A 21,546-nucleotide genomic window follows, 5' to 3' on the forward strand; every position below is an offset into this window, starting at 1 on the left:
GCGTTGGTGGGGGTTCGAGTGTCGGTATGTGTGCCCGCGTTCAACGCGGCGCGCACGATCGTCGAGACGCTGGAATCGATCCGCGCGCAGGACTACGGGAACTTCGACATCGTCGTGGTCGACAATGCCAGCACCGACGGGACCGGTGACCTGGTACGGAACTTCGACGACGCCCGAATCCGGCTGCACACCAACACCAACGTCCTGCCCATGGCGCAGAACTGGAACCGGGCGCTCGACCTGGCCACCGGCGACCTGATCAAGCTCGTCTGCGCCGACGACCTGATCACCCCCGCGGCCCTGTCCGAACAGGTTCGCACCATGGGAGACCCCGACATCGCGGTGGCCGGGGCGAAATTCGACATCATCGACGACGACGGCACGACCCTGCGCCGGGCCCGCGGCCTCGGCCCGCTGGTCGGCCGGTGCTCGCCGCGGACCGCGCTGGGTGCCCTTGTCCGCGCGCTGCCGGACGACGTGTGCCCCACGGCCGCCCTGATGTTCCGGCGCCGCGAGGTCGCGGCGCTCGGCGGGTTCCGGACCGATTTCCTCTACGCGATGGACATGGACCTGGTCGCCCGGCTGTGCGCGAACGGCGCCTTCTACGGCCACAACCAGGTATTGGCGGTCAATCGGGCGTCGATGTTCAACCACTCGTCCACCACCTCGACGGTGAGCAAACTCGTCGACGTGGTGCGTTTCAACCACCATCATCGGCGTGCGCGTCGCGACCTCGTCGGTCGCACCGATCTGGTGATCGGCGACGGCAAGGTCGTGCGTCAGGCGCTGGTGCGTCTGGGCGCGCGCAGCAGGCACCTGGTGCGGAGGGACTGAGACATGGGCTCCCCCCTGTACCTGGCCGCGATCCCACTGGGATGGCTGTTCCTGCGCTGGATCCGGGATCGGCCGCAGCGTGGGCTGCTGCTGGTCGCCGCGCTGGTCCCGTTCAACGGACTGCTCGAGATCGCGCCCGCCTGGTTGCAGGTCACCGGGTGGAAGGAACTGCTGCTGGTGCTGACGCTCGCGGTCGCCGCGTTCGTCCCGCACCGGCAAGCCGATCCGCGTCCCGCGCTGCCGTGGTGGCAGATCGGCGCCGTGCTGTGCGTGTTCGGGGTGATCTCGGCGTTCGTCACCGCCGGAATGCTCGGGCTGTTCGCCATCAAGATCACGTTCTTCTATTTCGTCGTGGTGCCCCTGATCATCTATCTGCGCCCGTTCACCGCCCGCGACCGCGACCTGTTGGTGACGATCATGATGGTGGAGTCGGTCGCGATCGCCGCCTTCGGTGTGGCGCAGCAGGCGATCGGCGGCGCCGGCCTGGCCCGGATGGGCTACGAGTACAACGAGACGATCCGCTTCGCCGGTGGCCTGCTGCGCTCGTTCAGCACATTCAATCAACCGTTCCCGTTCGCGTTCTACCTGGTGACGGTGCTGCTCGTCGGTGGTTCGGTCGCGATGGCCGATCCCCGGCGGCCCCGCAACCGGATGTTCCTGATGGCCACGCCGCTGCTGCTGGTCGGCCTCGCGGCCAGTGTCGTGCGGGCCGCGCTGGTCGGCTTGCTGGTCGGGGTGCTCGTGCTGGCGGTGGTCCGCTATCGGCAGCAGTTGAAGTACGTCCTGCTCGGCGGCCTCGGGCTGGTCCTGGTGGGGCTCGCCGCGATGTCGTCGCAGGCCCGCAGTTCGCTGTTCTCCTCGTCGAGCCTGGCCGATCGTGGCACCGGCTGGAATTCGGTCATGCAGTCGATCGCGAGCCATCCCTTCGGCGACGGACTCGGCTCGACCGGTGCCGCGAAGGCGCGTCAGCTCGTCGAGGAACTCGGTCCGATGGCCGAGAAACTCCCGTACGCCACCGGCGATGTCCAGATCTACGGCCGTCCCTATCAGCCCGACAACTACTACGTGAAGCTGCTCATCGAGTTGGGCCCGATCGGGGTGTGGCTGTTCGCGGCGATCCTGGTGGTGATCTACCTGATGGCCATCCGCGGTGCCCGCACGATGCGCGGCGTCGATTCGGCCTTCGCGCTCGGCGTCGCGGCCTCGGTGCTGGCGTGCGCGGTGGCGGCGGTGGCCTCGAGCTACTTCGAGATCTTCCCGAGCGATTTCTACTTCTGGCTGTTGGCCGCGGTGCTCGGTTGCGCTGTCACCCAGCACAGGTCCGCAGCCGAGACCGAGTCCCGAGACTCCGTACCAGAGCAGGTGTCGTGAACCGCATGAGCAACCAACAGCGCAGTGCGACAGTGTGTTTCGGTGCGCTGGCCTATCGGCCCGGTGGTGCCGGAGTCGCCACCTATCAGCGGGAGCTGCTGGCGCGACTGGCCGGACTGCTGCCCGAGGCCGAGTTGTCGGCACTGGTGCAGGCCGACGCCGCGCCGGAGCTGCCCGCAGGCATCGCCGCACTGTCTCGGCCGGTGGTGGCGGGTGCTCGCCGGGCTTGGCACGGGGTGGCGCCGCTGCGCGGAGTCGACCTGTTCCACGGGCTCGATGTCGATGTGCCGCTGACCGGTCCGCGCGCCACCGTCGCGACGGTGCACGACCTGTCGGTCTTCGACGTGCCGTGGGCGTTCAGCCGCTACCGGGCGGGCGGCGAGCAACTGCTCGTGCGGACGGCCCTGCGGCGCGCGGACCTGCTCATCGCGGTTTCGGAGTTCACCGCGCAGCGCATCGCCGACCGCTTCGGCCGCACGGCGGTGGTGGTGCCGCTGGCGCCCGCGGCCTGGGCGCGGGTGCCCGAGGAGGAGACCGTGGCGAAGGTGCGCGCGCGGTACGGGCTGCCGAGCCGGTTCGTGCTGCAGGTCGGCACCGTGGAGCCGCGCAAGCAGGTCGCCCTGCTCGACGAGGTGACCCGAGAGCTCGACGTGCCCCTCGTGCTGGCCGGTGCCGGGTCCGACGGGCCCGACGCGCCGAGCGCCGCGCTCGGCCTCGGCTATGTCGACACCGCCGATCTGCCCGCGCTGTACGCGGCCGCGACCGTGGTGGCCTACTGCTCGGAGTACGAGGGATTCGGGCTGCCGCCGGTCGAGGCGATGGCGTGTGGCGGCGCGGTGGTCGCGAGTGCCGTCGGCGCCCTGCCACAGGTCTGCGGTGACGGCGCGGTGCTGGTGGAGCGGACGAATGTGTCGGCCTGGGTGCGGGCGATGCGGCCACTGCTGCACGACGAGCAGGCCAATCGGGAACTGCGCGATCGCGGACTCGTCGCGGCCGCCGCCCTGAGCTGGGAGTCGACCGCGGCGGCGACGGTCGCCGCCTACCGCGGCGCCGGGTTGCTACCGTGACCGCCGAGGCCACCACCGATCAGCTCGCCGGCGCGCCGGATCCGCGCAAGCGCGCGCTGTCGGGCCGGGCGGCGGCGAACAACACCGCGGCCATGCTGGCGAGCCGGATCTTCGCGGCGGTGCTCGGCCTGCTCGGCACGACCCTGATCGCCCGCGCGCTGCCCGCGGTCGAATGGGGCTACTTCTCCTTCGTCTTCGGTCTGCTCGGGATGCTCGCGATCATCACCGACCTGGGTGTCGGACGCGCGGTCATCGGCAAACTCGTGCACGGCGAGCCCGCCGAATCGGCCGAGATCGCCACCTCGTTCATCGCCCTGCGCACGGTGCTCGGCCTGCTGGGCTACGGGCTGGCCATGGCGTATGTGTTCGTGCTGCGCTGTCCGCCCGAGATCATCGCCGCGACGGCGATCGCCGGGTTGGTGGTGGTCATCGCCACGCCCAGCCACGCGCTCACGGTCCTGTTCCAGTCGACCATGCGGTTGACCCTGGTCGCCGCGGCCGAGGCGCTCGCCCGCACCGTGCAGCTGGCACTGACCGTGGCGGCGGTGCTCTGGGCGCCGACGCTGCTGGTGGTCGTGGTACCCGCCCTGCTGTACGAGGTCGTCGCGGTCGCGGTCAAGATCGTCGGGGTGGGGCGCGGACTCGGCGGGCCGATTCCCGCCCGGCACCTCGAACTGCGCTGGTGGGGCGAGATGCTGCGCGAGGCGCTGCCGTTGAGCATCGGTCTCGGGCTGATCATCGTGCTGCAGAAGGTGGGGCTGCTGCTGCTCGGCCACTTCGACAGCTTCGAGTCCGTCGGGCTCTTCGCGGTCGGCATGAAGTTCTCCGACCTGGTCGACACCGCGGCGATCGCCGTGGTGGCCCCGATGACGACCCTGCTGATCGCGCTGTGGCCCGCCGAGCCGGATCGGTTCCGCCGCTGTTTCCGGCAGGCCACCATCGCGCTGCTCGCGCTGGGGCTCGCGGCGCTGGTCGGCTTCTGGCCGGTGGCCACCGAGGTCGTCGAGCTGCTGTTCGGCGCGAGCTTCGGCGAAGCGGCCGACGCCAGCCGGATCCAGATCGTGGGCGGGCTGCTCGGGGCGCTGGCGCACCTGGGCCTGGTGGCGCTGATGGCGATCGGACGCAACGTCTTGATCCCCTGGATTGCCCTGGTGGCGCTCGGGGTCAATCTCGGGGTGTCGTGGCCCTTGATCTCCCGGCTGTCGTATGAGGGGGCCGCCATCGCGGGCCTGCTGGCGCAGGTGGTGCTGCTGGTCGCGGTGTGGCTGGCGCTGGTGCTCACGCTGCGGATGCGCCGATTGGTGCCGGTCGCCACGGTGGCGCTGGTCGGCGGTCTGGCCGCGGCGGTGATCGTCGCGGCCACCCGGATTCAGCACCGGTGGGATCCTCCGTGGATTCTCACCTCGATCGCCGCCTGCCTGATATATCTTCTTCTCGCCGGAGGCATCCTGCGAAGAACCGATGGATTGACGATACGAAATTTGCGGGGTCCGAAAGCTGATGAGACTGTGGCGAATCGCGCGAGCGGTGTTCACCGCGATGATCGCCACCGCGACAGTGCTCGGCTGCGCACCGGCCCCGACTCCGATGAGTGAACCGCCGGTCCGCGCCGGTCTCGGCATCTCCGGCGGACACTCCTGGCTCCGGCTCGACGCCGCCGAGCTGGATCGGCAGATGGCGATCGTGGCGGGCACCGGCGCCACCTGGGTGCGCCTCGACATCGACTGGGCGTTGATCGAACCCGTTCGCGGACAGAAGGATTGGACCGCCACCGACCGCGTGGTGCGCGCGGCACGGGCGCACTCGCTTGCGGTGCTGGCGATCCTCACCTACGCACCGGCCTGGGCGGGTCCGCACGGCGGGGTCGGCGGCAGCAAGGCCGCCCCGCACCCGGTGCTGTTCGGGGACTTCGTCGGCGCCGCCGTCGACCACTACGAGGACCAGATCTCGCACTGGGAGATCTGGAACGAACCCAATGTCAGCGCCTTCTTCGCACCGGCCCCCGATGTCGGCCTGTACGCGCACCTGCTGCGGCAGGCCGCGCTGGCGGTGCGGACCCGGCAGCCGCACGGTCAGGTCATCGTCGGCGGGTTGGCGCCCGCGACCAACAACGGCCGCGACATCGCGCCCACCTCGTTCATCGAATCGCTCTACGCCCTGGGCGCCGACACCGATTTCGACGGCATCGCCGTGCACCCGTACTCCTATCCGGAGCTGCCGGATTCCGAGGCCTGGTACAACGCGTTCCAGAACGTGGCCCGGATCCGACGCCTCATGGACGAGCGAGGCGACCAGTCGATGCTGTTGTGGCCCACCGAGTTCGGGGCGCCGACCGGAACCGGCGCACGAGCCGTGAGCGAGACCAGGCAGGCCGAGATCATCGATCAGGGGCTCGCCATGATCACCGAGATCCACGATGTCGGACCGGTGTTCGTGTACTCGCTGGTCGACGCGGGTGACGACCTCGGCGATCTCGAGGACAACTTCGGCGTCCTGCGCCGCGACTACACCGAGAAGCCCTCGGTGACCGTGCTGCGCGCGCGAGCGGAGACCCTGCGTGTCGGCCGATAGCCCGGCGCGGGACCTTGTGTTCGTCGCGCACTCGGGTCAGGCCTCGGGTGCGGAGAAGGTCATGCTCGGTCTCGTCGACCTGGCGTTGAGCCGGGGGCATCGGGTGCGCGTGGCGTGCCCTGACGGGCCGTTGAGCGCGCTGCTGCCCGCTGCGGTCGAGCGCGTTCCGATTCCGGAGCTGGGCCTGACCGGCCAGCGGGGCGGTCGGCGGCTGCTGGCCGCGACGACGATGGCCCGGCACTGGGTGCGGGCCGCGCGGGTGTTCCGGGCGCTGTCCCGGCGCGATCGCGCCCAGATCATCGTCAACTCGACCATGGCCCTGCCCGCGGTGGCGCTGGCCCGGCCGCGGCGCGGCTCGACGGTCTGGCTGGTGCACGACATCCTGGCCAGCCGCCGTCAGGTACTGGTGGCGAAGGCGGGGCGGCGGGCGGTCGGTCGCGCTGTCGCGGTGTCCGAGCGGGCCGCGGACCCGGTGCGGCAGTTGGGCTTCGACGTGCGGGTCGCTCGACAGGGGGTGCCGTGGCCGGTCGAACCGGTACCCGTCCGCGAGCGCGCACCGGTCGTCGTCGGCATTCTCGGGGTGATCACCGAGTGGAAGGGCCACCATGTGCTGTTGGACGCGGTGGCCCAGGTGCCCGAGATCGCGCTCGAGATAGCGGGCGCCGCGCACCCCGGCGACGAACCGTACCTGGACGCGCTACGCGAGCGATCGCAGCGCACGAACCTGGCCGGTCGGGTCCGTTTCCTCGGCCGGGTGGACGCCATGACGACCCTGCGCGACTGGGACATCCTGGTGTCGGCGAGCGTGCTCCCCGAGGCAGGCCCACTGGTGGTGCTCGAGGCGATGAGCCTGGGCGTCGCGGTGGTGGCGACCGACCACGGTGGCAACGTCACCGCCGACACCGCACTGTGCGTCCCCGCCGACGACCCGAGCGCTCTGCGCGCTGCCCTACGCCGCCTCGCGGACGATCCCGCCCTGCGAGCCCAGCTGAGGGCGGCGGGCCGTACCCACGTCGCCACCCACCACGACCGATCCCACACCGAGCCCCGCATGCTCAACCTCCTGGTCGGCGAAGCGCACCCGGTGCGGTTCGGCTACTGATCGAACGGTTCCGTGAACGACACCGGTTTGCCGCCGGCGCGCGCATACACGACTTCTCGGCGCGTCGACTCGCCGATGTATCCACCTGGGTTGACGACCAGCACCCGATCGGCCAGGTCGATCTTGCGCAGGTGGAGCGCATCGAGCAAGGTCTTCTGCTCGGCTGAGACGACCGCGTCCGCTTCACCCGGTGCGACGACGATGACTCCTGCGAAGGTCAGGTCGCGGTTCGCCTTCCGCATCTCCTCGGCGAATCGCACAGAGCCGCAAAGGCAGACGATCTCAGGTCGGTCAGGCACGATTCAGTCTCTCATCAACACGAATGCGCCGGAAAGTGCGCTACGCCAGGGTATTCGCCGACGGCAGGCGGGGGCCGGTGGGATCGTCGATCATCCAGCGGCCGGCGACGGCGGGGAGTGCGGCGCTCACCTCGGTGAACAGGTCGGGCAGGGTGAGCAGCACCAGGTCGGGGTCGGCGGCGGTGAGGGTGGCGGGGGAGATGATGGGTACGTCGGTGCCCGGCATGCGGCAGCCCTGTTTGCCGGGGGAGGCGTCGGCGACACCGGCGAGCACGCCGCGGTGGGCGCCTGCCATGGCCAAGAGGGCGACGGCGCGCGAGGCGGCGCCGTAGGCGAAGACCCGTTTGCCTTGTGCGGCAGTATGTTCCAGCCAGTCGCGGAGCCCGCGAACATGGCGATCGACGACCTGCTGCAGCGCGCCGAGCGATGCCGGGCTCAACGCCGCTTCTTCGGTGGCCAGCACCCGCGCGACGCTCGGATCGGCCGAATGCGTGCCGTGGCGCGCGGCGATGAGGACGGTGCCGCCGTAGAGGTCGAACTCCCACGCGGACACCACGCTCATTCCCGCCGCCCGCAAAAGGGTGCGCAGCGTCGCCAGGGAGTAGTACGCGAAGTGCCCGTGCCGCAACGCATTCCACTGCCCCTGCGCCACGATCGCGGCCAGCGAGTGGTACTGGATCAGCAGCACACCTCCGGGAGCGGTGGCGGCCGCACGTCCCGCGAAGGCCGCCCGCTGGTCCGGCTCGTGCATGATCCCGAAGCAGTCGAGGACCACATCGGCCGGACCGTCGGTGGGCTCGGTGAAGCCGCGTTCGGTGAGCAGCGGTAGCCAGGTCCCGCCGTGCGGGCTGCCGAACTCGGTCACCGTCGACCCGTCCAGCAGTCCGGCCCCGCCGACTTGGCGCACCGCCTCGGCCGCCTGATCGCGCAGGGCCTGCGGTTCCACGCCGTGCGGTTCGGCGGTGACGGTGTCGTCGTCGGCGAGCTGGGCCAATCCGCAGGCGCCGCACCGGTCCATCCGCAGGCCGTGTCCGGACTCGGCCGGGTCGACCGGTGACTCACCCGGGGGGAAGTGATCGGCCGCGGGCACCGTGCCCAGATCGAGCACCGTGTGCAGTGTGGTTTCGCCGCAGCCGCGGCAGTGGCGGGTCATGGCAGGATGACCTCGTGCGTATCGAGCGGACCGAACTGGCCGACGTGGTTGTCCTTGTTCCTGAACCGTTCCGTGATGACCGCGGCTTGTTCACCCGGACCTTCGACGCCATCGAATTCGACGCCCACCTCGGCGTCGAGGGCGCGTCGGCGGCCTTCGTGCAGGACTCGCAGTCGCGGTCGGTACGCGGGGTGATCCGCGGCATGCACGGGCGCGGCGGACGTGGCGAAGCCAAGCTGGTGCGCTGCGCGCACGGCGCGGTGCACGACGTGCTCGTCGACATCCGCCCCGATTCGCCGACCTTCGGTGCGCGACAGGCCTTTCGGCTCGACGACGAGCACTTCCACCACCTCTACGTTCCGCCGGGTTTCCTGCACGGCTTCCAGGCGCTCACCGAGACCGCCGACGTCTGCTACCGCATCGACCGACCGCACGACCCGGCCGAGGACCTCGGCGTCGCCTACGACGACCCCGACCTGGCCATCGACTGGCCGCTGCCCGCGGGGATCGTCTCCCCGCGCGACGCGAACGCGGGCAGCTGGGCGCAGCTGCGCGCTACGCTGCGCTCGACGCACTGACCCTGCGCAACTGCGCATCGAGCACCCCGCCCTCGCGCAGCCCCTCGAGGTGCGGCAACCGGGTGAACCGCCGGAAGAACGCCTCCGAGGTGAGCCCACGCGCGGTGTACTCGGTGAACAACTCCGCCGCCCCCGCGGGCACCGTCCACTGCGCTTCGAAGCCGAGAACCTCACGCGCACGGGCGAAATCGACCCGGTACGAGCGCGGATCGGCGCCGCTCTCCCCGGTGATCAGCAGCCGCGAACCCGGTACCGCGTCGACCACGGCGGCGGCGATCTCGGCGACGGTCAGATTGTTGACCTCGGTGCCGATGTTGAACGCCTGGCACGAGATGTCGGCGGCGGGAGCGGTGAGGCATGTCGCGAATGCGGTCGCGATGTCATGGGCGTGCACCAGCGGTCGCCACGGCGTGCCGTCGGAGAGCACCTTCACCTCACCGGTCAGCACCGCGTAGCCGACGAGATTGTTGAGCACGATGTCGGCCCGCAGCCGCGGCGAGAACCCGAAAGCCGTTGCGTTGCGCAGGAACACGGGCACGAAGTCGTCGTCGGCGAGGGCGGCGACATCGTCCTCGACGCGCACCTTGCTCTGCGCGTAGGGCGTGATGGGCCGCAGCGGCGCGTCCTCGGTGACCAGGTCGGCGCCCGCCGCGCCATAGACCGAGCAGGTGGAGGCGTAGAGGAACCGGCGCACCCCGGCCTCCTTGGCCAGGCGAGCCAGCCGCACCGAGGCGTGATGGTTGATGTCGTAGGTGATCTCGGGCGCCAGCGCGCCGAGCGGATCGTTCGACAGCGCCGCCAGGTGGATCACCGCGTCGAACCCGCGCAACTGCTCGACGGTCACCTCCCGCAGGTCCACCGCCAATCCTTCGGGGTCACCGGCGAATTCGCCCAGCAGGCAGTCGGCGAAGTAACCGATGTCCAGCCCGGTGACGGTGTGGCCCGCCGCCTCGAGCACCGGCACCATCACGGTGCCGAGATACCCCTGATGCCCGGTGACCAATACCCGCATGTTCACGCCTGTTCCCATCTGATGATCGCCTTGTCGAGCACGAACGCCTCGGCATACGGTGCGTGGCACTGCACGCCACGCAGCCGGGCCAGCCCGAGGAAGGCCTGCTCGTCGAACCAGTCGCGGCCCGTCTGCGACGGGTAGTGCTCGTGCAGCAGCCGCGACTTCCGCTGTGCGAGTTCGGCACTCAGGGGGTGGTAGAGCGTGGGCGTCGGGGTGTCGGTCTCCCACTTGAGGATCTCGTAGCCCAGGGTGAGATGGTCGCGGAACTCGGTCGGCACCAGCTCGGCGAGCAGCCGGTGATCCTGGTGCGCGTCACCGCGCTGCGGGGCGAAGACCACCTCGTCGTCGCCACCACGCCGGAACGCGGCCAGCGCGTCCTTGATCCGGTCCCAGTGCGCCGGCGCCCGGCCGTCGGGGATGTCGAGCACCTCGAGCTCCGGCTTCGTGCCGGAGCAGAACGCGGTGAGCGCCGCGCGTTCCTCGTCCTCGCGGGCGGTGCCGCCACCGGAGAGCACCAGGGCGCGCACCTGGACCTCGGGGTCGGCGCCGGTGAGCGCCAGCAGGGTGGCGCCCATCCCGATCGCGATGTCGTCGCAGTGCGCCCCGAGCACCGCGATCCGGCGCGGCGGCCGGGTGAACAGCCCGATCACGCCGACTCCCACACCATCCACGGCCGGGAACCGTTGCGGTAGGCGTCGTCGAGCTCGGCACGCTCCTTGAACGTGTCGGCGGGCTTCCAGAACCCCAGGTGCTGGTACCCGAAGAGCCTGCCCTGCCCGGCGAGCGCGCCGCACGCGTCGGCCACCAGGTCGCCACCGGGTGGCAGCAGATCGAAGATCTCCTGGCTGAGGACGAAGTAGCCGCCGTTCTCCCACAGCGGCATCCGCGCCACCGGCATGATCTCCTTCACCTCACCGGCCGGGGTCAGGTCCACGCAGTGGAACGAGGACTGCGGCGGCACCACCATCATCGAGGCGGCCGCGCCCGATTCGTGGAAGCGCTCGATCATGGTGTCCAGGGGCGCGTCGGTGAGCACGTCGGCGTAGTTGGCCAGGAAGTACTCGTCACCGTCGAGGTGTTCGCGCACCCGGCGCAACCGCTCACCGATGGCCGACTCGACCCCGGTGTCGACGAAGGTGATCGACCAGTCGCTGATGTCGGTGCCAAGCAACTCCACCTGACCGTTGCGGATCACGAAGTCGTTGGACGCCGACTCCTGGTAGGTGAGGAAGAAGTTCTTGATGTGCTCGGCCCCGTAGCCGAGGCACAGCACGAACTCCTTGTGGCCGTAGTGCGCGTAATAGCGCATCACGTGCCACAGCAGCGGGCGCGGGCCCACCAGCTGCATCGGCTTGGGGACGACGTCATCGGACCCGCCGCGCATGCGCATGCCGTACCCGCCGCAGAACAACACGACCTTCATCGGTTCACCTTCGTCTCGGCGAGACCGGCCGCGACCGGCTCGCCCACCGGCGCGCCGCGATGCAGCACCGGCAGTGGATAGATCAATTCGCCGCCCCACTCGCCGACGTGGCGCAGCTGGGCGGTGAGCTCGGCTTCGAGATTCCACGGCAGCACCAGCACCACATCGGGCCGGTCGAGATCGATGCGTTCCGGCGGATGGATCGGGATCCGGGTGCCGGGGGTGTAGCGGCCGTGCTTGTAGGGATTGCGGTCCACGGTGTACTCGAGCAGGTCGGGCCGGATACCGCAGTAGTTGAGCAGGGTGTTGCCCTTGCCGGGCGCGCCGTAGCCGACCACCCGCTTGCCCGCCGCGCGGCAGTCGAGCAGGAACCGCAACAGCTCCTGTCGTACCGACTCCGCGCGCGGACCCAGCTCGCCGTAGCCATCGGGATCGTGCAGTCCGGCCGCGCGTTCGAGCTCGAGCACCTCGGCCACTCGTGGCGTCGGCACCGCGACCGGGTCGGGGCGCGCCCACAGGCGGATCGAGCCGCCGTGGGTGTCGAGCAGCTCCACGTCCACCACCGTCAGCCCCGCCACCGCGAGCGCACGCTGCGCCGAATACACGGTGTAGTACTGGAAATGCTCGTGGTAGATGGTGTCGAACTGCCCGAGCCGGACCAGGTTCAGCGCGTGGTGCACCTCGATGCTGAGCCAGCCGTCGTCGGCGAGCAGCGTCCGCAGCGCACGGGTGAAACCGCGCAGATCGGGGATGTGGGCGTAGACGTTGTTGGCCACCACCAGATCGGCCGGGCCGTGTGCGGCGCGCACCCGCGCGGCCGATTCCTCGTCCAGGAACGTCGTCTCGGTGGGCACTCCCGCCGCCCGCGCCGCCGCGCCCACGTTGACCGACGGCTCGATACCGAGGCAGGGGATCCCGCGGGCCACCGCGTGGCGCAGCAGGTAGCCGTCGTTGCTGGCCACCTCGACGACGAACGACTCGGCGCCGAGGGCGAGCCGCTCGGCGGCGGTCGCCACGAACTGTTCGGCGTGACGCACCCAACTCTGCGAGTACGAGGAGAAGTACGCGTACTCGGTGAAGGTCTCCTCGGGGGTGATCAGCGCCGGGATCTGCAACAGCAGGCAGTCCTCGCACAGGCGCAGGTGCAGCGGATAGGTCGGCTCCGGCAGGTCGAGTTCGGCGGCGGAGAGGAAGCTCTCACACGGCGGCGTCGCCCCCAGGTCGAGCACGCTGGTGAGTCGATCGGAATCACAGAGTCGACACTGCACGCGGGCCCCACCTTCTTGCACACTTCCCAGAAACATCACGGCTCAGGCGCCGGTCATGCCGAACGTCGGCCCGGCGCGGTCAGACGTTACAGCGCAGGCGTCGAGAAGACCTCCTCGAACGACTGGGGCGGAAACCAATTCGTGGTATGTTTCGAAGTTCGGCCAGGTCGTGAGGTGGTAAGCAACTTCCCGGCGATGGCGACCGTTCCTCGGTGCGAGGTGATGTCACTCACCGAGCGAGAGAATCTTCCTGGTTTCATGCCGAATGTCGATGATGATTCGGCAGGCTTGCCGAGCGATTGCCGGGGCTTTTGGCTAATCTCTGGAACGCGTTGTGGCGCGGCCTCTTCGGTGTGAAGACCGGCGGACTGTCTGTAACAATCAGCGGACGGGTATCGAATCGACGGAAGTAGGACGGCCGCAGCGGCCGCGTTCCGGTCGATGGGGATCGGGAAACGATTCGTCTCCCGAGGGGGAGGTGTGGGTTCATGAGCTACGAGCTCACCAGTGGTGGAGACGTCGACGTCGTCCACGGTATCGGCATGCTGCGCACGCAGCGGGAGAGTTGGCAGGCCGCGTTCGTTCAGCGGTTGGTCGTCACCGATGTCGTCGCCGTGTTCGGTGCGGTCCTCGCCGCGCAGATCATCCGCTTCGGCGGTCCGGCCGCACCGCCGCTGGCGTGGCCGCTGCCCTACGAGGTGGGCTATTCGGTGGTGTCGCTGGCCTTGGCGGCGGGCTGGTTGGCCCTGATGCACGGCTATCGCACCCGCGCGCCGCAGGTGCTCGGCACCGGCGGTGAGGAGTTCCGCAGGCTGGTCTCGGCGACCCTCGGGCTGTTCGGCGTGCTCGCGATCCTGGCACTGCTGTTCCGGATCGAGGTCGCCCGCGGCTATCTGGCCATCGCGCTGCCCGCCGGATTGTGCGTCCTGGTGGCGGGCCGGATGGCCTGGCGGTTGCGGTTGCGGCGCTGGCGGGCACAGGGCCGGTGCCACACCGCGGTCCTGGTCGTCGGTTCGCCGGAGGCCGCGCACGCGATGGCCACCGCCTTCACCGGCGATCCCGGGTCCGGATACCGGGTGGTCGGGGTGTGCGTGCCGACCGGATCCGGTGGGCGGCAGTTCGATTCGTCCGAGGGCCCCTCGGTGCTCGGCGACGACCGGTCGGTGCTCGACGCGGTCCGCCGCAGCCGGGCCGATTCCGTCGCCGTCGCCGCGACCGATCACCTCGGTCCGGCCGAATTGCGGCGCATGGCATGGGAATTGGATCCCCTGGGGGTGGATCTGATCGTGGCGCCCGGTGTCGTCGACATCGCGGGCGCCCGGCTGACCAACCGGCTCGTGGCCGGGATGCCGATGCTGCACATCGACCCGCCGCGCTACGGCCACGCCAAGTCCAACCGCAAGGCCGTGTTCGACTTCTGCTTCGCCGCGATCGTGCTGATCCTCGTCGCGCCGATGCTCGCGGCCATCGCGCTGGCGGTGAAACTGACCAGTGAGGGCCCGGTGTTCTACCTGTCCGAGCGGATCGGCCGCGACGGTGTCCCGTTCCGGATGATCAAGTTCCGCAGCATGCTCGCCGACGCCGATGCCGCCGTGGACGCGCTCATCGAACGCCACGGCGGCAACCCGGTGTTCTTCAAGGTCAAAGACGATCCGCGGGTCACGCCGGTCGGCCGTTTCCTGCGCAAGTACAGCCTCGACGAGCTGCCGCAGTTCTTCAACGTGCTGCGCGGGGACATGAGCGTGGTCGGCCCGCGCCCGCAGGTCCAGCGCGAGGTCGACAGCTACGACGGCGAGACCCGCAGGCGCCTGCTGGTGAAGCCGGGCGTCACCGGGCTGTGGCAGGTCAGCGGGCGCTCGGACCTGTCACCGGAGGACTCGGTGCGCCTCGACCTCTCCTATGTCGAGAACTGGTCGATGTTCCTCGATCTCGCCCTGATCGCCCGCACCATCGGGGTGGTCACCCGCGGCGAGGGCGCCTACTGAGCCGCACCTACTGACGCAGATCGCGACGCCGGAACGCGGCCAGACCGAGCACGATGCCGGTGAGCGCGATGGCGGTGAGCCAGAGGATCGGGACGAGGTCGAAGGCCCCGCCGGGCAGTTTCGGCGGGTGCACGAACGGGACCAGGTCGAGCACCCATTGCGGCAGGCCGCCCAGCGAGCCGAACAGGAAGATCACGATCGTGGCGCTCAGCACGCCCCAGGCCAGGGGTGTGTAGGCGGGCACGAACCCGTAGAGCAGGACCGCGAGCGCGGTGATCACCCAGACCGCGGGCAGCTGCACGGCGGCCCCGGCGAGCGATTCGCCGAGTTTGTTCGGGAGATCGCCGTCGGTCGCGCCCCAGACCACCCCGATCGCGGTGCCCGAGACCAGCAGGGCCACGGCCGGACCCACGATCGCGAACAGCAGGTGGCTCGCGGCGAAGCGCACCCGGCCGACCGCGGTCGCCAGCACCGACTCGGCCCGGCCGGTCGTCTCCTCCTCGTGCAGGCGCAGAACCGCCGACACCGAGTAGGCGGCCGCGGCGGCGCCGAGGACGGTGATCGCGTAGGCGATGAACGACTTCTCCAGATCCGCCGAACCGCCGATCGAGGTCACCACATCGCGCAGCGAGCCGCTGTCGTCGAGCATCGAGCCGACGCTGTTCACCGCGCCGCCGATCAGCAGGCCGTACAGGCCGAACCCGACCGTCCAGCCGAGCAGCGACCCGCGCTGGAGCCGCCAGGCCAGACCCACCGGACCCGACAGCGCCGGGCTCGCCGCGGGCGGTCCCGGTCGCTCGGCCAGCAGGCCCGCACCCAGATCGCGGGTGCGCCGCAGTCGATAGGCGAGCAGCGTCGCGCCGACGGCCAGCGCGCCGAGCGGCAGCAGCACCCACCAGCGCTCGTCGGCGAAGGGCCGGATCTGCAGGCACCAGCCCAGCGGTGAGAACCACGACAGCACACCGTTTCCCGCATCGCCGACCGCGCGCACCGCGAACGCGGCGCCGAGCGCACCGAAGGCGACGCCGCGCGCGATCCGGGCGCCGGTACTGAGCTGGGCGGCGACCGCGGCCACGGTGGCCCATACGATGCCCGACCCCGCCAGTGCCGCACCGAAGGCGAGCGCGCCCGACAGCGGGAGCTCGAGGGCGAGTAGTGCCGCGGTGCAGGTGATTCCGGCGACGAGCGCGGCGCCGCCGGTGAGCAGCAGCGCGCCGGTGAGACCGGCGAAGCGCCCGATGCTGGTGGCGGCCACCAGTTCGGCCCGGCCGGTCTCCTCCTCGACCCTGGTGTGCCGAATCACCGTGAGGACCGCGGCGATCGCGATCATCGCGTAGGCCGACCCGGCCTCCCAGGTGCCGATGGAGCCGAGCGAGGAGCCGAAGACCGGGCCGTACATGGCGATCAGCGCGGGGCTCGCCGCGGTCGTCGCCGCGAGCTGCTCGAGCTGCTCGGGGCTGCCGTACATGCCGCGGATCGAGACCGCCTGTAGCGCGGGCAGCAGCCCGATCAGCAGCGCCCACAGCGGCGCGACCACCCGGTCACGGCGCAGGTACAGGCGCAGCATCTGCCCGGTACCGGCGAAATCGCCTGCCGCCCAGGATGATCCGGTGAAAGCAGGGGCGGTGACGGTGGTCATGCCGGCACCTCCGCGGCGACGGCGTCGACGTGGTAGTGCCGCAGGAACAGTTCCTCCAGCGTCGGTGGCGCGCTGGTGAGGCTGCGTACCCCCGCGTCACCGAGCACGCGGATCAGCGTGCCGAGATGCTCGGCGTCGACCTGGCAGCGCAGCGTAGAACCGTCGCGCTCGACATCGTCGACGCCGGGCAACGACGCCACCTCGCCGGGGTCACCGATCAGCTCGGCGGTGATCGACGTGCGGCTCAGATGCCGCAGCTGCGCCAGCGAACCGGATTCGACGGTGCGCCCGGCGCGAATGATCGTCACCCGGTCGCACAGGTGCTCGACCTCGGAGAGGATGTGGCTCGACAGCAGCACCGTCACCCCGCGCGCAGCCGCCTCGCGGACGCATTCCTGGAAGATCCGTTCCATCAGCGGGTCCAGCCCGGAGGTCGGTTCGTCGAGGATCAGCAGGTCCGCCGTCGCCGAGAACGCCGACACCAGCGCGACCTTCTGCCGATTGCCCTTGGAGTAGGTGCGTGCCTTCTTCGTCGGGTCGAGCCCGAACCGCTCGATCAGTTCGGTCCGCCGATCCTGGTCGAGTCCGCCGCGCATGCGGGCGAGCAGGTCGATCGTCTCCCCGCCGGTCAGCGACGGCCACAGCGTGACATCGCCCGGCACATAGGCGATCCGGTGGTGCAGCGCGACCGCGTCGGACCACGGATCGCGGCCTAACAGCGTCGCCTCCCCGCCATCGGCCCGCAGGACGCCGAGCAGGATGCGGATGGTCGTCGACTTGCCCGCCCCGTTGGGGCCGAGGAAACCATGGATCTCGCCCGCACCCACGCGTAGGTCGAGGCCGTCCAGGGCGGTGAAGCGGCCGAACCGCTTGTGCAGGGCACGGACGTCGATGATCCGGTCGGTGGTCGGGGCGGGCATCGGCTACTCCTCGGTGAGCGTGTCGTACAGGGTCGAATCGGTCAGCAGGCCATAGGTGTAGAGCTCGAAGGCGGGCATGAGCATCTCGTCGGCGAAGTCACGCATCGCGGCGCGGTAGTCGAGCTCTCCCTCGCGTTGCCGGCGTAGTTGCAGGGCCAGATTCATCGCGCCGATGTGGCAGAGCACGAGGTATCTGGCCCTGGCCGCCGGGTCGCGGCTGGGTCGCAGGTGGCCGGACTCGACGCCGACCTGCTGGTACTCGATCGCATCGGCGACCATGTGCTCGACCAGTGCTTCCGCCAGAGCTCCGCCGGCCTGGAAGCTGCGCATCAGATAGGCGGCGACCGGGGCATAGCGCTCGATGTCGGCGACGGAGGCGAGCATGGCCCCTGGCCCGGGAGTGCTGACGGCGCGCAGCTTCTCGTCGCGAATGATCTCGAGCACCCTGGCATCGCAGGCGGCGCGCAGGCCGTCCTTGGAACCGAAGTGATGGTTGACCAGGCCGGGTGACACGCCCGCCGCCGTCGCGATCGCTCGGACGCCGACCCCGAAACCCTGCTCGCCGAACAGGTCGATCGCGGCCTCGCGAATTCTGGCCGCGGTGGTCAGGTCGGCGGTCGGGGTGGCTGGCGTCTGCGATGGGCTGTACACATGTTCAATGTACTGAACGAGTGTTTAATGCGCCAGGGGAAAAATGTCGTGTCGGACTCGTCGGCAACCCGTTCGACCGGCGCCCGGCTATGGTCGAGTTCATGGCTACCGGCACATCGACGACGGCAGAACATCTCCGCGCGGCCCTGGACGGACCCTGGCGCGCGGTCCGCGAACAGGCACGAATCCAGCTCGCCGAAGACCGGTTCTTCGGGGACCCCGAACTCGACTTCCACGCCCAGCGCGAGCGTGTGCTCGACCAGATGCGCGCGATCACCGCTCTCGGCTACGCCGAACGCGGTTTCCGGCCGGAGAACGGCGGCACCGGCGACCCGGGCGGCGCGGTCACCGGGCTGGAGATGCTGGCCTACACCGACCTGTCGCTGTGGGTGAAATCCGGTGTGCAGTGGGGACTTTTCGGTGGCGCGGTGGAGAACCTCGGCACCGAACGCCACCGTGACTACATCAAGCAGTTGATCTCGCTGGACCTGCTCGGCTGTTTCGCGATGACCGAGTCCGGGCACGGCAGCGACGTGGCGAACCTGGAGACCACAGCCACCTACGACGCGGACACCCAGGAATTCGTCATCCACAGCCCGACCCCGTCGGCGCGCAAGGACTACATCGGTGGCGCCGCGGTGCACGCGCGGATCGCCGCGGTGTTCGCCCAGTTGATCACCAACGGCGAGAGCAAGGGCGTGCACTGCCTGCTGGTGCCGATCCGCGACGAGCAGGGTGCCGACCTGCCGGGCGTGACCACCTACGACGACGGCCTCAAGGGCGGTCTGCTCGGCGTCGACAACGGCCGCATCGTCTTCGACCAGGTACGGATTCCGCGGGAGAACCTGCTCAACCGCTACGCCGATGTCGACCCCGACGGCACCTACAGCTCCGAGATCGAGAATCCGAGCCGCCGCTTCTTCACCACGCTCGGCACGCTGGTGCGCGGCCGGGTCAGCGTCGGCGGCGCGGCCGCGGCGGGCGCGCGGGTGGCGCTGAGCATCGCCGTGCGCTACGCGCTGGCCCGCAGGCAGTTCGCCGATCCCGACACCGGCGAGGAGACCGTGCTCCTGGACTACCGCAGCCATCAGCGCAGGCTGCTGCCGCTGGTCGCGAAGTCGTTCGCGTTGTCGTTCGCGCAGAACGATCTCGTCCGGCGGATGGACCTGGTGCAGACCGGGCGCGAGACCGACCCGGCCGCCCAGCGCGCGCTGGAGAAGCGGGCCGCCGGTCTGAAGGTCGCCCAGACCCGCCACGCCACCCGCGCGATCCAGGAGTGCCGCGAAGCCTGCGGCGGCGCGGGCTATCTCACCGAGAACCGCCTGGTCACCCTCAAGGCCGACACCGACGTGTTCACCACTTTCGAGGGTGACAACGTGGTGCTCACCCAGCTCGTGGCGAAGGAACTGCTCACCTCGTACTCCGACGAGGTCCGCGACCTCGACGCGCTCGGCTGGGTGAAGTTCGCCGCCACCATGGCCGGTGACGTGGTGCGCAAGCGTTCCGGTGTGCGCCAGCTGATCCAGACCCTGCGCGACCGCGGCGACGAGAGCGTCGACGAGGGTGACCTGTCCAAGCGCTCGGTGCAGCTGCAGCTGTTCGCCGACCGCGAGGACTACCTGCTGCGCACCGCCGCGCACCGGCTGCGCGCCCGCGCGGCCGACACCGGCCCGTTCGAGGCGTTCAACAACGCCCAGGACCACATCCTGGCCGCCGGCGGCGCGCACATCGACCGGCTGGTGCTCGAGGAATTCGTGGATGGCATCGCCGCCATCGAGGACCCCGATGCCAAGGCGCTGGCCGAATCCGTCTGCGATCTCTACGTGTACGCCACCCTCGAAGAGAACCTGGCCTGGTTCATCATGCACCGGTTCATGTCGGTGGAGCGGGCCAAGGCCGTGCGCCGCGGCGTGAACGAGCTCGTCGACCGCCTGCGCGCCGACGCACCGACCCTGGTCGAGGCGATGGGCGTGCCCGAGAACATGCTGCGCGCCGAAATGCTGCACGACGCCAGCGTTTTCGACCGCCGGTAGCTCTCATGTTCGCCGCGTCGGCTCGTCACCTCGACGAGCCGGCGCGGCGTTCGCGTGTCCGGAGCATTTGCGAGATCCAGCACAGTGCGACGGCCAGCGAGACTCCCGCCGCGGCGCCGCCGAGTACATCGGTGGGGTGGTGGTAGCCGCGTTCGACCATGCCGACGACGATCGCCAGCAGGGCGAGCACGGTCAGGGCGCCGATCACGCACCGTGCGCGGAGATCTCGCACGAGGCAGGCGAAAGTCGTTGCGACAGCGACCATGTGGACGGTGTGCCCACTCGGGTACGCGAGGTAGTCGTGGAGCTCGCGCGCCCACAGCGGTTTCAGCACCCAGGTGTTGATCGCCACCGCGACCTCGGGCACGACCAGCATCGTCACCGCCGCCCACCACCGCCGGTGCAGGGCGAACCAGGCGCACGCCGCGATCAGTGCGACCAGCACCACCGGAGTGTTGCTCGGGGCGACGAGCCACTGTCCGAGCGTGGGGGAGACCGTCTCCTCGATCCGTGTCGACATCGCCGTGTCGAGATCGGTCGGGCCACCGTCGACGGGGAAGGCCAGCGGGATCGCGGCGGTGACCACGGCGCCCCCGCCGATCACCGTGGCGCGCAGGGCGGTGGCGGAACGCGTCGCGGGGTCGGTCACGGACGCGACGATAGCTGTCGGCCCCTCGGCCGGTGCCGACAGCTCAGGCGGGGCCGTAGGTGAGCACTACGGAGACCAGGATCCACAGCACCCACGCCATGGCGACGATCATGCCGAGGGCGAGGGTGATCCGCAGGAACGCTCGACCGAAATGGAGATCGCCGCCGACGCGCGGGTAGAGCTTCCACGGGCTGTACCACGGCGCAACCAGTCCGCTCGACTGCGCTTCGCGCTCGCGCCGGGCCAGATCCTCGGCATAGGCCTCGGCCTGGGCCTGGCTGGGGCCGCCGTGCCACAGCGTCACATCGATCGGGCCGAAGAACCCCTCGTCGAGCAGGTCCTGCGGACCCGGCAGGTACGGCAGGATGCCCATGCCGCGGAACACGATCGCGATGTCGTTGGCCGTCCAGCGGTTGTGGTCCTTCTTGGACAGCATCTCGAAGTACATCTCGAGCCGGTGCGGATCGTCGGTGACGATCACGTCGAAGCTGGGATCGGTCCACTCCTGGTGGACGTCGATCTGGGCCTCCGGCATCGGCACGATGAGACCGAGCCCGTGCACCGCGCGCTGGCCCAGCCCGCGCGCGGCGAGATAGTCCTGCAGGGCGAAGGTGTGCTCGCGCGAGCGCTCCAGCGGCGTCGACTTCTCCGTGCCGGTGAACTGGGCGATCTCGCCGGAGACCATCCACGGTCCGTTGAGCGGGATCTCGAGCACACCGTCCTGGGGCACGGCGAACAACTCCGCCTCGATCACCACGCAGCTGGTGGGGGTGAAGACCACGGCGTCGAAGTGGTGCAGCCGGTCGGCATGGAACATGCTGCAGTTGACGACGGCGATGCCGTGCGGATTGCCCGGCTCCCGCCAGGTGCGCAGCCAATCCAACAGTGCGAGCTCGGCTTCGGTGCCTGCCGCATTCTGCACGCGCACGAGCATGGGGACCACCCTTCTGGGTCGTTGGCGCCGCGGGCCGAGAACCGTTGGCGTACA

The 21,546-nt window shown here is 70.0% G+C and carries 20 protein-coding genes; 9 read left to right on the plus strand and 11 right to left on the minus strand.

All coding sequences use genetic code 11. The features are described 5' to 3' along the window. Positions 1-6 precede the first annotated feature (6 nt). The 6 genes from ACFVVM_RS04825 to ACFVVM_RS04850 are packed head-to-tail and all read left to right on the plus strand — an operon-like array spanning position 7 to position 6,945. Positions 7-834 (plus strand): glycosyltransferase family 2 protein, encoded by an 828-nt coding sequence (locus ACFVVM_RS04825; protein WP_387612987.1) that lies wholly within the window; start codon positions 7-9, stop codon positions 832-834. 3 nt (positions 835-837) lie between these two features. Next, entirely contained in the window at positions 838-2,205 is a 1,368-nt protein-coding gene (locus tag ACFVVM_RS04830; protein ID WP_387612988.1) for an O-antigen ligase family protein, read from the plus strand. A 5-nt stretch (positions 2,206-2,210) separates the two neighbouring features. After that, a complete protein-coding gene (locus tag ACFVVM_RS04835; protein ID WP_387612990.1) occupies positions 2,211-3,272 on the plus strand; it encodes a glycosyltransferase family 4 protein in 1,062 nt (353 codons plus the stop codon). Further along, positions 3,269-4,867: an oligosaccharide flippase family protein gene (locus tag ACFVVM_RS04840; protein ID WP_387612991.1), complete on the plus strand. Its 1,599-nt coding sequence runs from the start codon at positions 3,269-3,271 to the stop codon at positions 4,865-4,867. Before ACFVVM_RS04835 ends, ACFVVM_RS04840 begins: the two co-directional genes overlap by 4 nt. After that, positions 4,860-5,843 carry a beta-xylosidase gene (locus ACFVVM_RS04845; protein WP_387612993.1) on the plus strand — a complete coding sequence of 328 codons (984 nt, stop codon included), beginning with the start codon at positions 4,860-4,862 and terminating at the stop codon, positions 5,841-5,843. Before ACFVVM_RS04840 ends, ACFVVM_RS04845 begins: the two co-directional genes overlap by 8 nt. After that, positions 5,830-6,945 (plus strand): glycosyltransferase family 4 protein, encoded by a 1,116-nt coding sequence (locus ACFVVM_RS04850; protein ID WP_387612995.1) that lies wholly within the window; start codon positions 5,830-5,832, stop codon positions 6,943-6,945. Before ACFVVM_RS04845 ends, ACFVVM_RS04850 begins: the two co-directional genes overlap by 14 nt. Here the strand turns inward: ACFVVM_RS04850 and ACFVVM_RS04855 are convergent. Both ACFVVM_RS04855 and ACFVVM_RS04860 read right to left on the minus strand, forming a co-directional pair. After that, a complete protein-coding gene (locus tag ACFVVM_RS04855) occupies positions 6,939-7,205 on the minus strand; it encodes a hypothetical protein (protein ID WP_387612997.1) in 267 nt (88 codons plus the stop codon). The genes ACFVVM_RS04850 and ACFVVM_RS04855 overlap by 7 nt on opposite strands. 79 nt (positions 7,206-7,284) lie before the next feature. After that, positions 7,285-8,397, minus strand: coding sequence for a class I SAM-dependent methyltransferase (locus ACFVVM_RS04860; protein ID WP_387612998.1), 1,113 nt, complete (start codon positions 8,395-8,397; stop codon positions 7,285-7,287). 14 nt (positions 8,398-8,411) lie between these two features. Here ACFVVM_RS04860 and rfbC point away from each other — a divergent pair, with 14 nt between their 5' ends. Beyond that, a complete protein-coding gene (gene rfbC, locus ACFVVM_RS04865) occupies positions 8,412-8,975 on the plus strand; it encodes a dTDP-4-dehydrorhamnose 3,5-epimerase (RefSeq protein ID WP_387612999.1) in 564 nt (187 codons plus the stop codon). Here the strand turns inward: rfbC and ACFVVM_RS04870 are convergent. The 4 genes from ACFVVM_RS04870 to ACFVVM_RS04885 are packed head-to-tail and all read right to left on the minus strand — an operon-like array spanning position 8,953 to position 12,681. Then, positions 8,953-9,987, minus strand: a complete 1,035-nt coding sequence (locus tag ACFVVM_RS04870; RefSeq protein ID WP_387616758.1) for an NAD-dependent epimerase/dehydratase family protein — start codon at positions 9,985-9,987, stop codon at positions 8,953-8,955. The two genes, rfbC and ACFVVM_RS04870, sit on opposite strands and share 23 nt — an antisense overlap. A 2-nt stretch (positions 9,988-9,989) precedes the next feature. Then, positions 9,990-10,652 (minus strand): PIG-L deacetylase family protein, encoded by a 663-nt coding sequence (locus tag ACFVVM_RS04875; RefSeq protein ID WP_387616759.1) that lies wholly within the window; start codon positions 10,650-10,652, stop codon positions 9,990-9,992. Beyond that, positions 10,637-11,413, minus strand: coding sequence for a glucose-1-phosphate cytidylyltransferase (locus ACFVVM_RS04880; RefSeq protein ID WP_387613000.1), 777 nt, complete (start codon positions 11,411-11,413; stop codon positions 10,637-10,639). The genes ACFVVM_RS04875 and ACFVVM_RS04880 overlap by 16 nt, the downstream gene beginning before the upstream one ends. Beyond that, the gene (locus ACFVVM_RS04885; RefSeq protein WP_387613002.1) at positions 11,410-12,681 is read right to left on the minus strand and encodes a class I SAM-dependent methyltransferase; all 1,272 of its coding nucleotides are present in this window, start codon (positions 12,679-12,681) and stop codon (positions 11,410-11,412) included. The genes ACFVVM_RS04880 and ACFVVM_RS04885 overlap by 4 nt, the downstream gene beginning before the upstream one ends. A 488-nt stretch (positions 12,682-13,169) precedes the next feature. Here ACFVVM_RS04885 and ACFVVM_RS04890 point away from each other — a divergent pair, with 488 nt between their 5' ends. Beyond that, the gene (locus ACFVVM_RS04890; protein WP_387613003.1) at positions 13,170-14,666 is read left to right on the plus strand and encodes a sugar transferase; all 1,497 of its coding nucleotides are present in this window, start codon (positions 13,170-13,172) and stop codon (positions 14,664-14,666) included. A gap of 7 nt (positions 14,667-14,673) precedes the next feature. On the opposite strand, the gene ACFVVM_RS04895 is transcribed toward ACFVVM_RS04890, so the two are convergent. Genes ACFVVM_RS04895 through ACFVVM_RS04905 form a run of 3 tightly spaced genes read right to left on the minus strand, consistent with a single transcriptional unit; the run spans position 14,674 to position 17,876 of the window. Then, the gene (locus tag ACFVVM_RS04895) at positions 14,674-16,305 is read right to left on the minus strand and encodes an ABC transporter permease (protein ID WP_387613005.1); all 1,632 of its coding nucleotides are present in this window, start codon (positions 16,303-16,305) and stop codon (positions 14,674-14,676) included. Next, the gene (locus tag ACFVVM_RS04900) at positions 16,302-17,225 is read right to left on the minus strand and encodes an ATP-binding cassette domain-containing protein (RefSeq protein ID WP_387613007.1); all 924 of its coding nucleotides are present in this window, start codon (positions 17,223-17,225) and stop codon (positions 16,302-16,304) included. The genes ACFVVM_RS04895 and ACFVVM_RS04900 overlap by 4 nt, the downstream gene beginning before the upstream one ends. A gap of 3 nt (positions 17,226-17,228) precedes the next feature. Beyond that, the gene (locus tag ACFVVM_RS04905) at positions 17,229-17,876 is read right to left on the minus strand and encodes a TetR family transcriptional regulator (RefSeq protein WP_387613008.1); all 648 of its coding nucleotides are present in this window, start codon (positions 17,874-17,876) and stop codon (positions 17,229-17,231) included. A gap of 101 nt (positions 17,877-17,977) precedes the next feature. On the opposite strand from ACFVVM_RS04905, the gene ACFVVM_RS04910 reads away from it, so the two are divergent. Then, positions 17,978-19,909 (plus strand): acyl-CoA dehydrogenase, encoded by a 1,932-nt coding sequence (locus tag ACFVVM_RS04910; RefSeq protein WP_387613009.1) that lies wholly within the window; start codon positions 17,978-17,980, stop codon positions 19,907-19,909. Between the two features lie 25 nt (positions 19,910-19,934). Here ACFVVM_RS04910 and ACFVVM_RS04915 read toward each other — a convergent pair whose 3' ends face one another. Both ACFVVM_RS04915 and ACFVVM_RS04920 read right to left on the minus strand, forming a co-directional pair. Further along, the gene (locus ACFVVM_RS04915) at positions 19,935-20,558 is read right to left on the minus strand and encodes a phosphatase PAP2 family protein (protein ID WP_387613010.1); all 624 of its coding nucleotides are present in this window, start codon (positions 20,556-20,558) and stop codon (positions 19,935-19,937) included. Positions 20,559-20,601: 43 nt separating this feature from the next. Next, positions 20,602-21,492, minus strand: a complete 891-nt coding sequence (locus tag ACFVVM_RS04920) for an NERD domain-containing protein (RefSeq protein WP_387613012.1) — start codon at positions 21,490-21,492, stop codon at positions 20,602-20,604. Positions 21,493-21,546 lie beyond the last annotated feature (54 nt).

Source organism: Nocardia sp. NPDC058176 (assembly GCF_042883805.1).
GTDB lineage: Bacteria > Actinomycetota > Actinomycetes > Mycobacteriales > Mycobacteriaceae > Nocardia.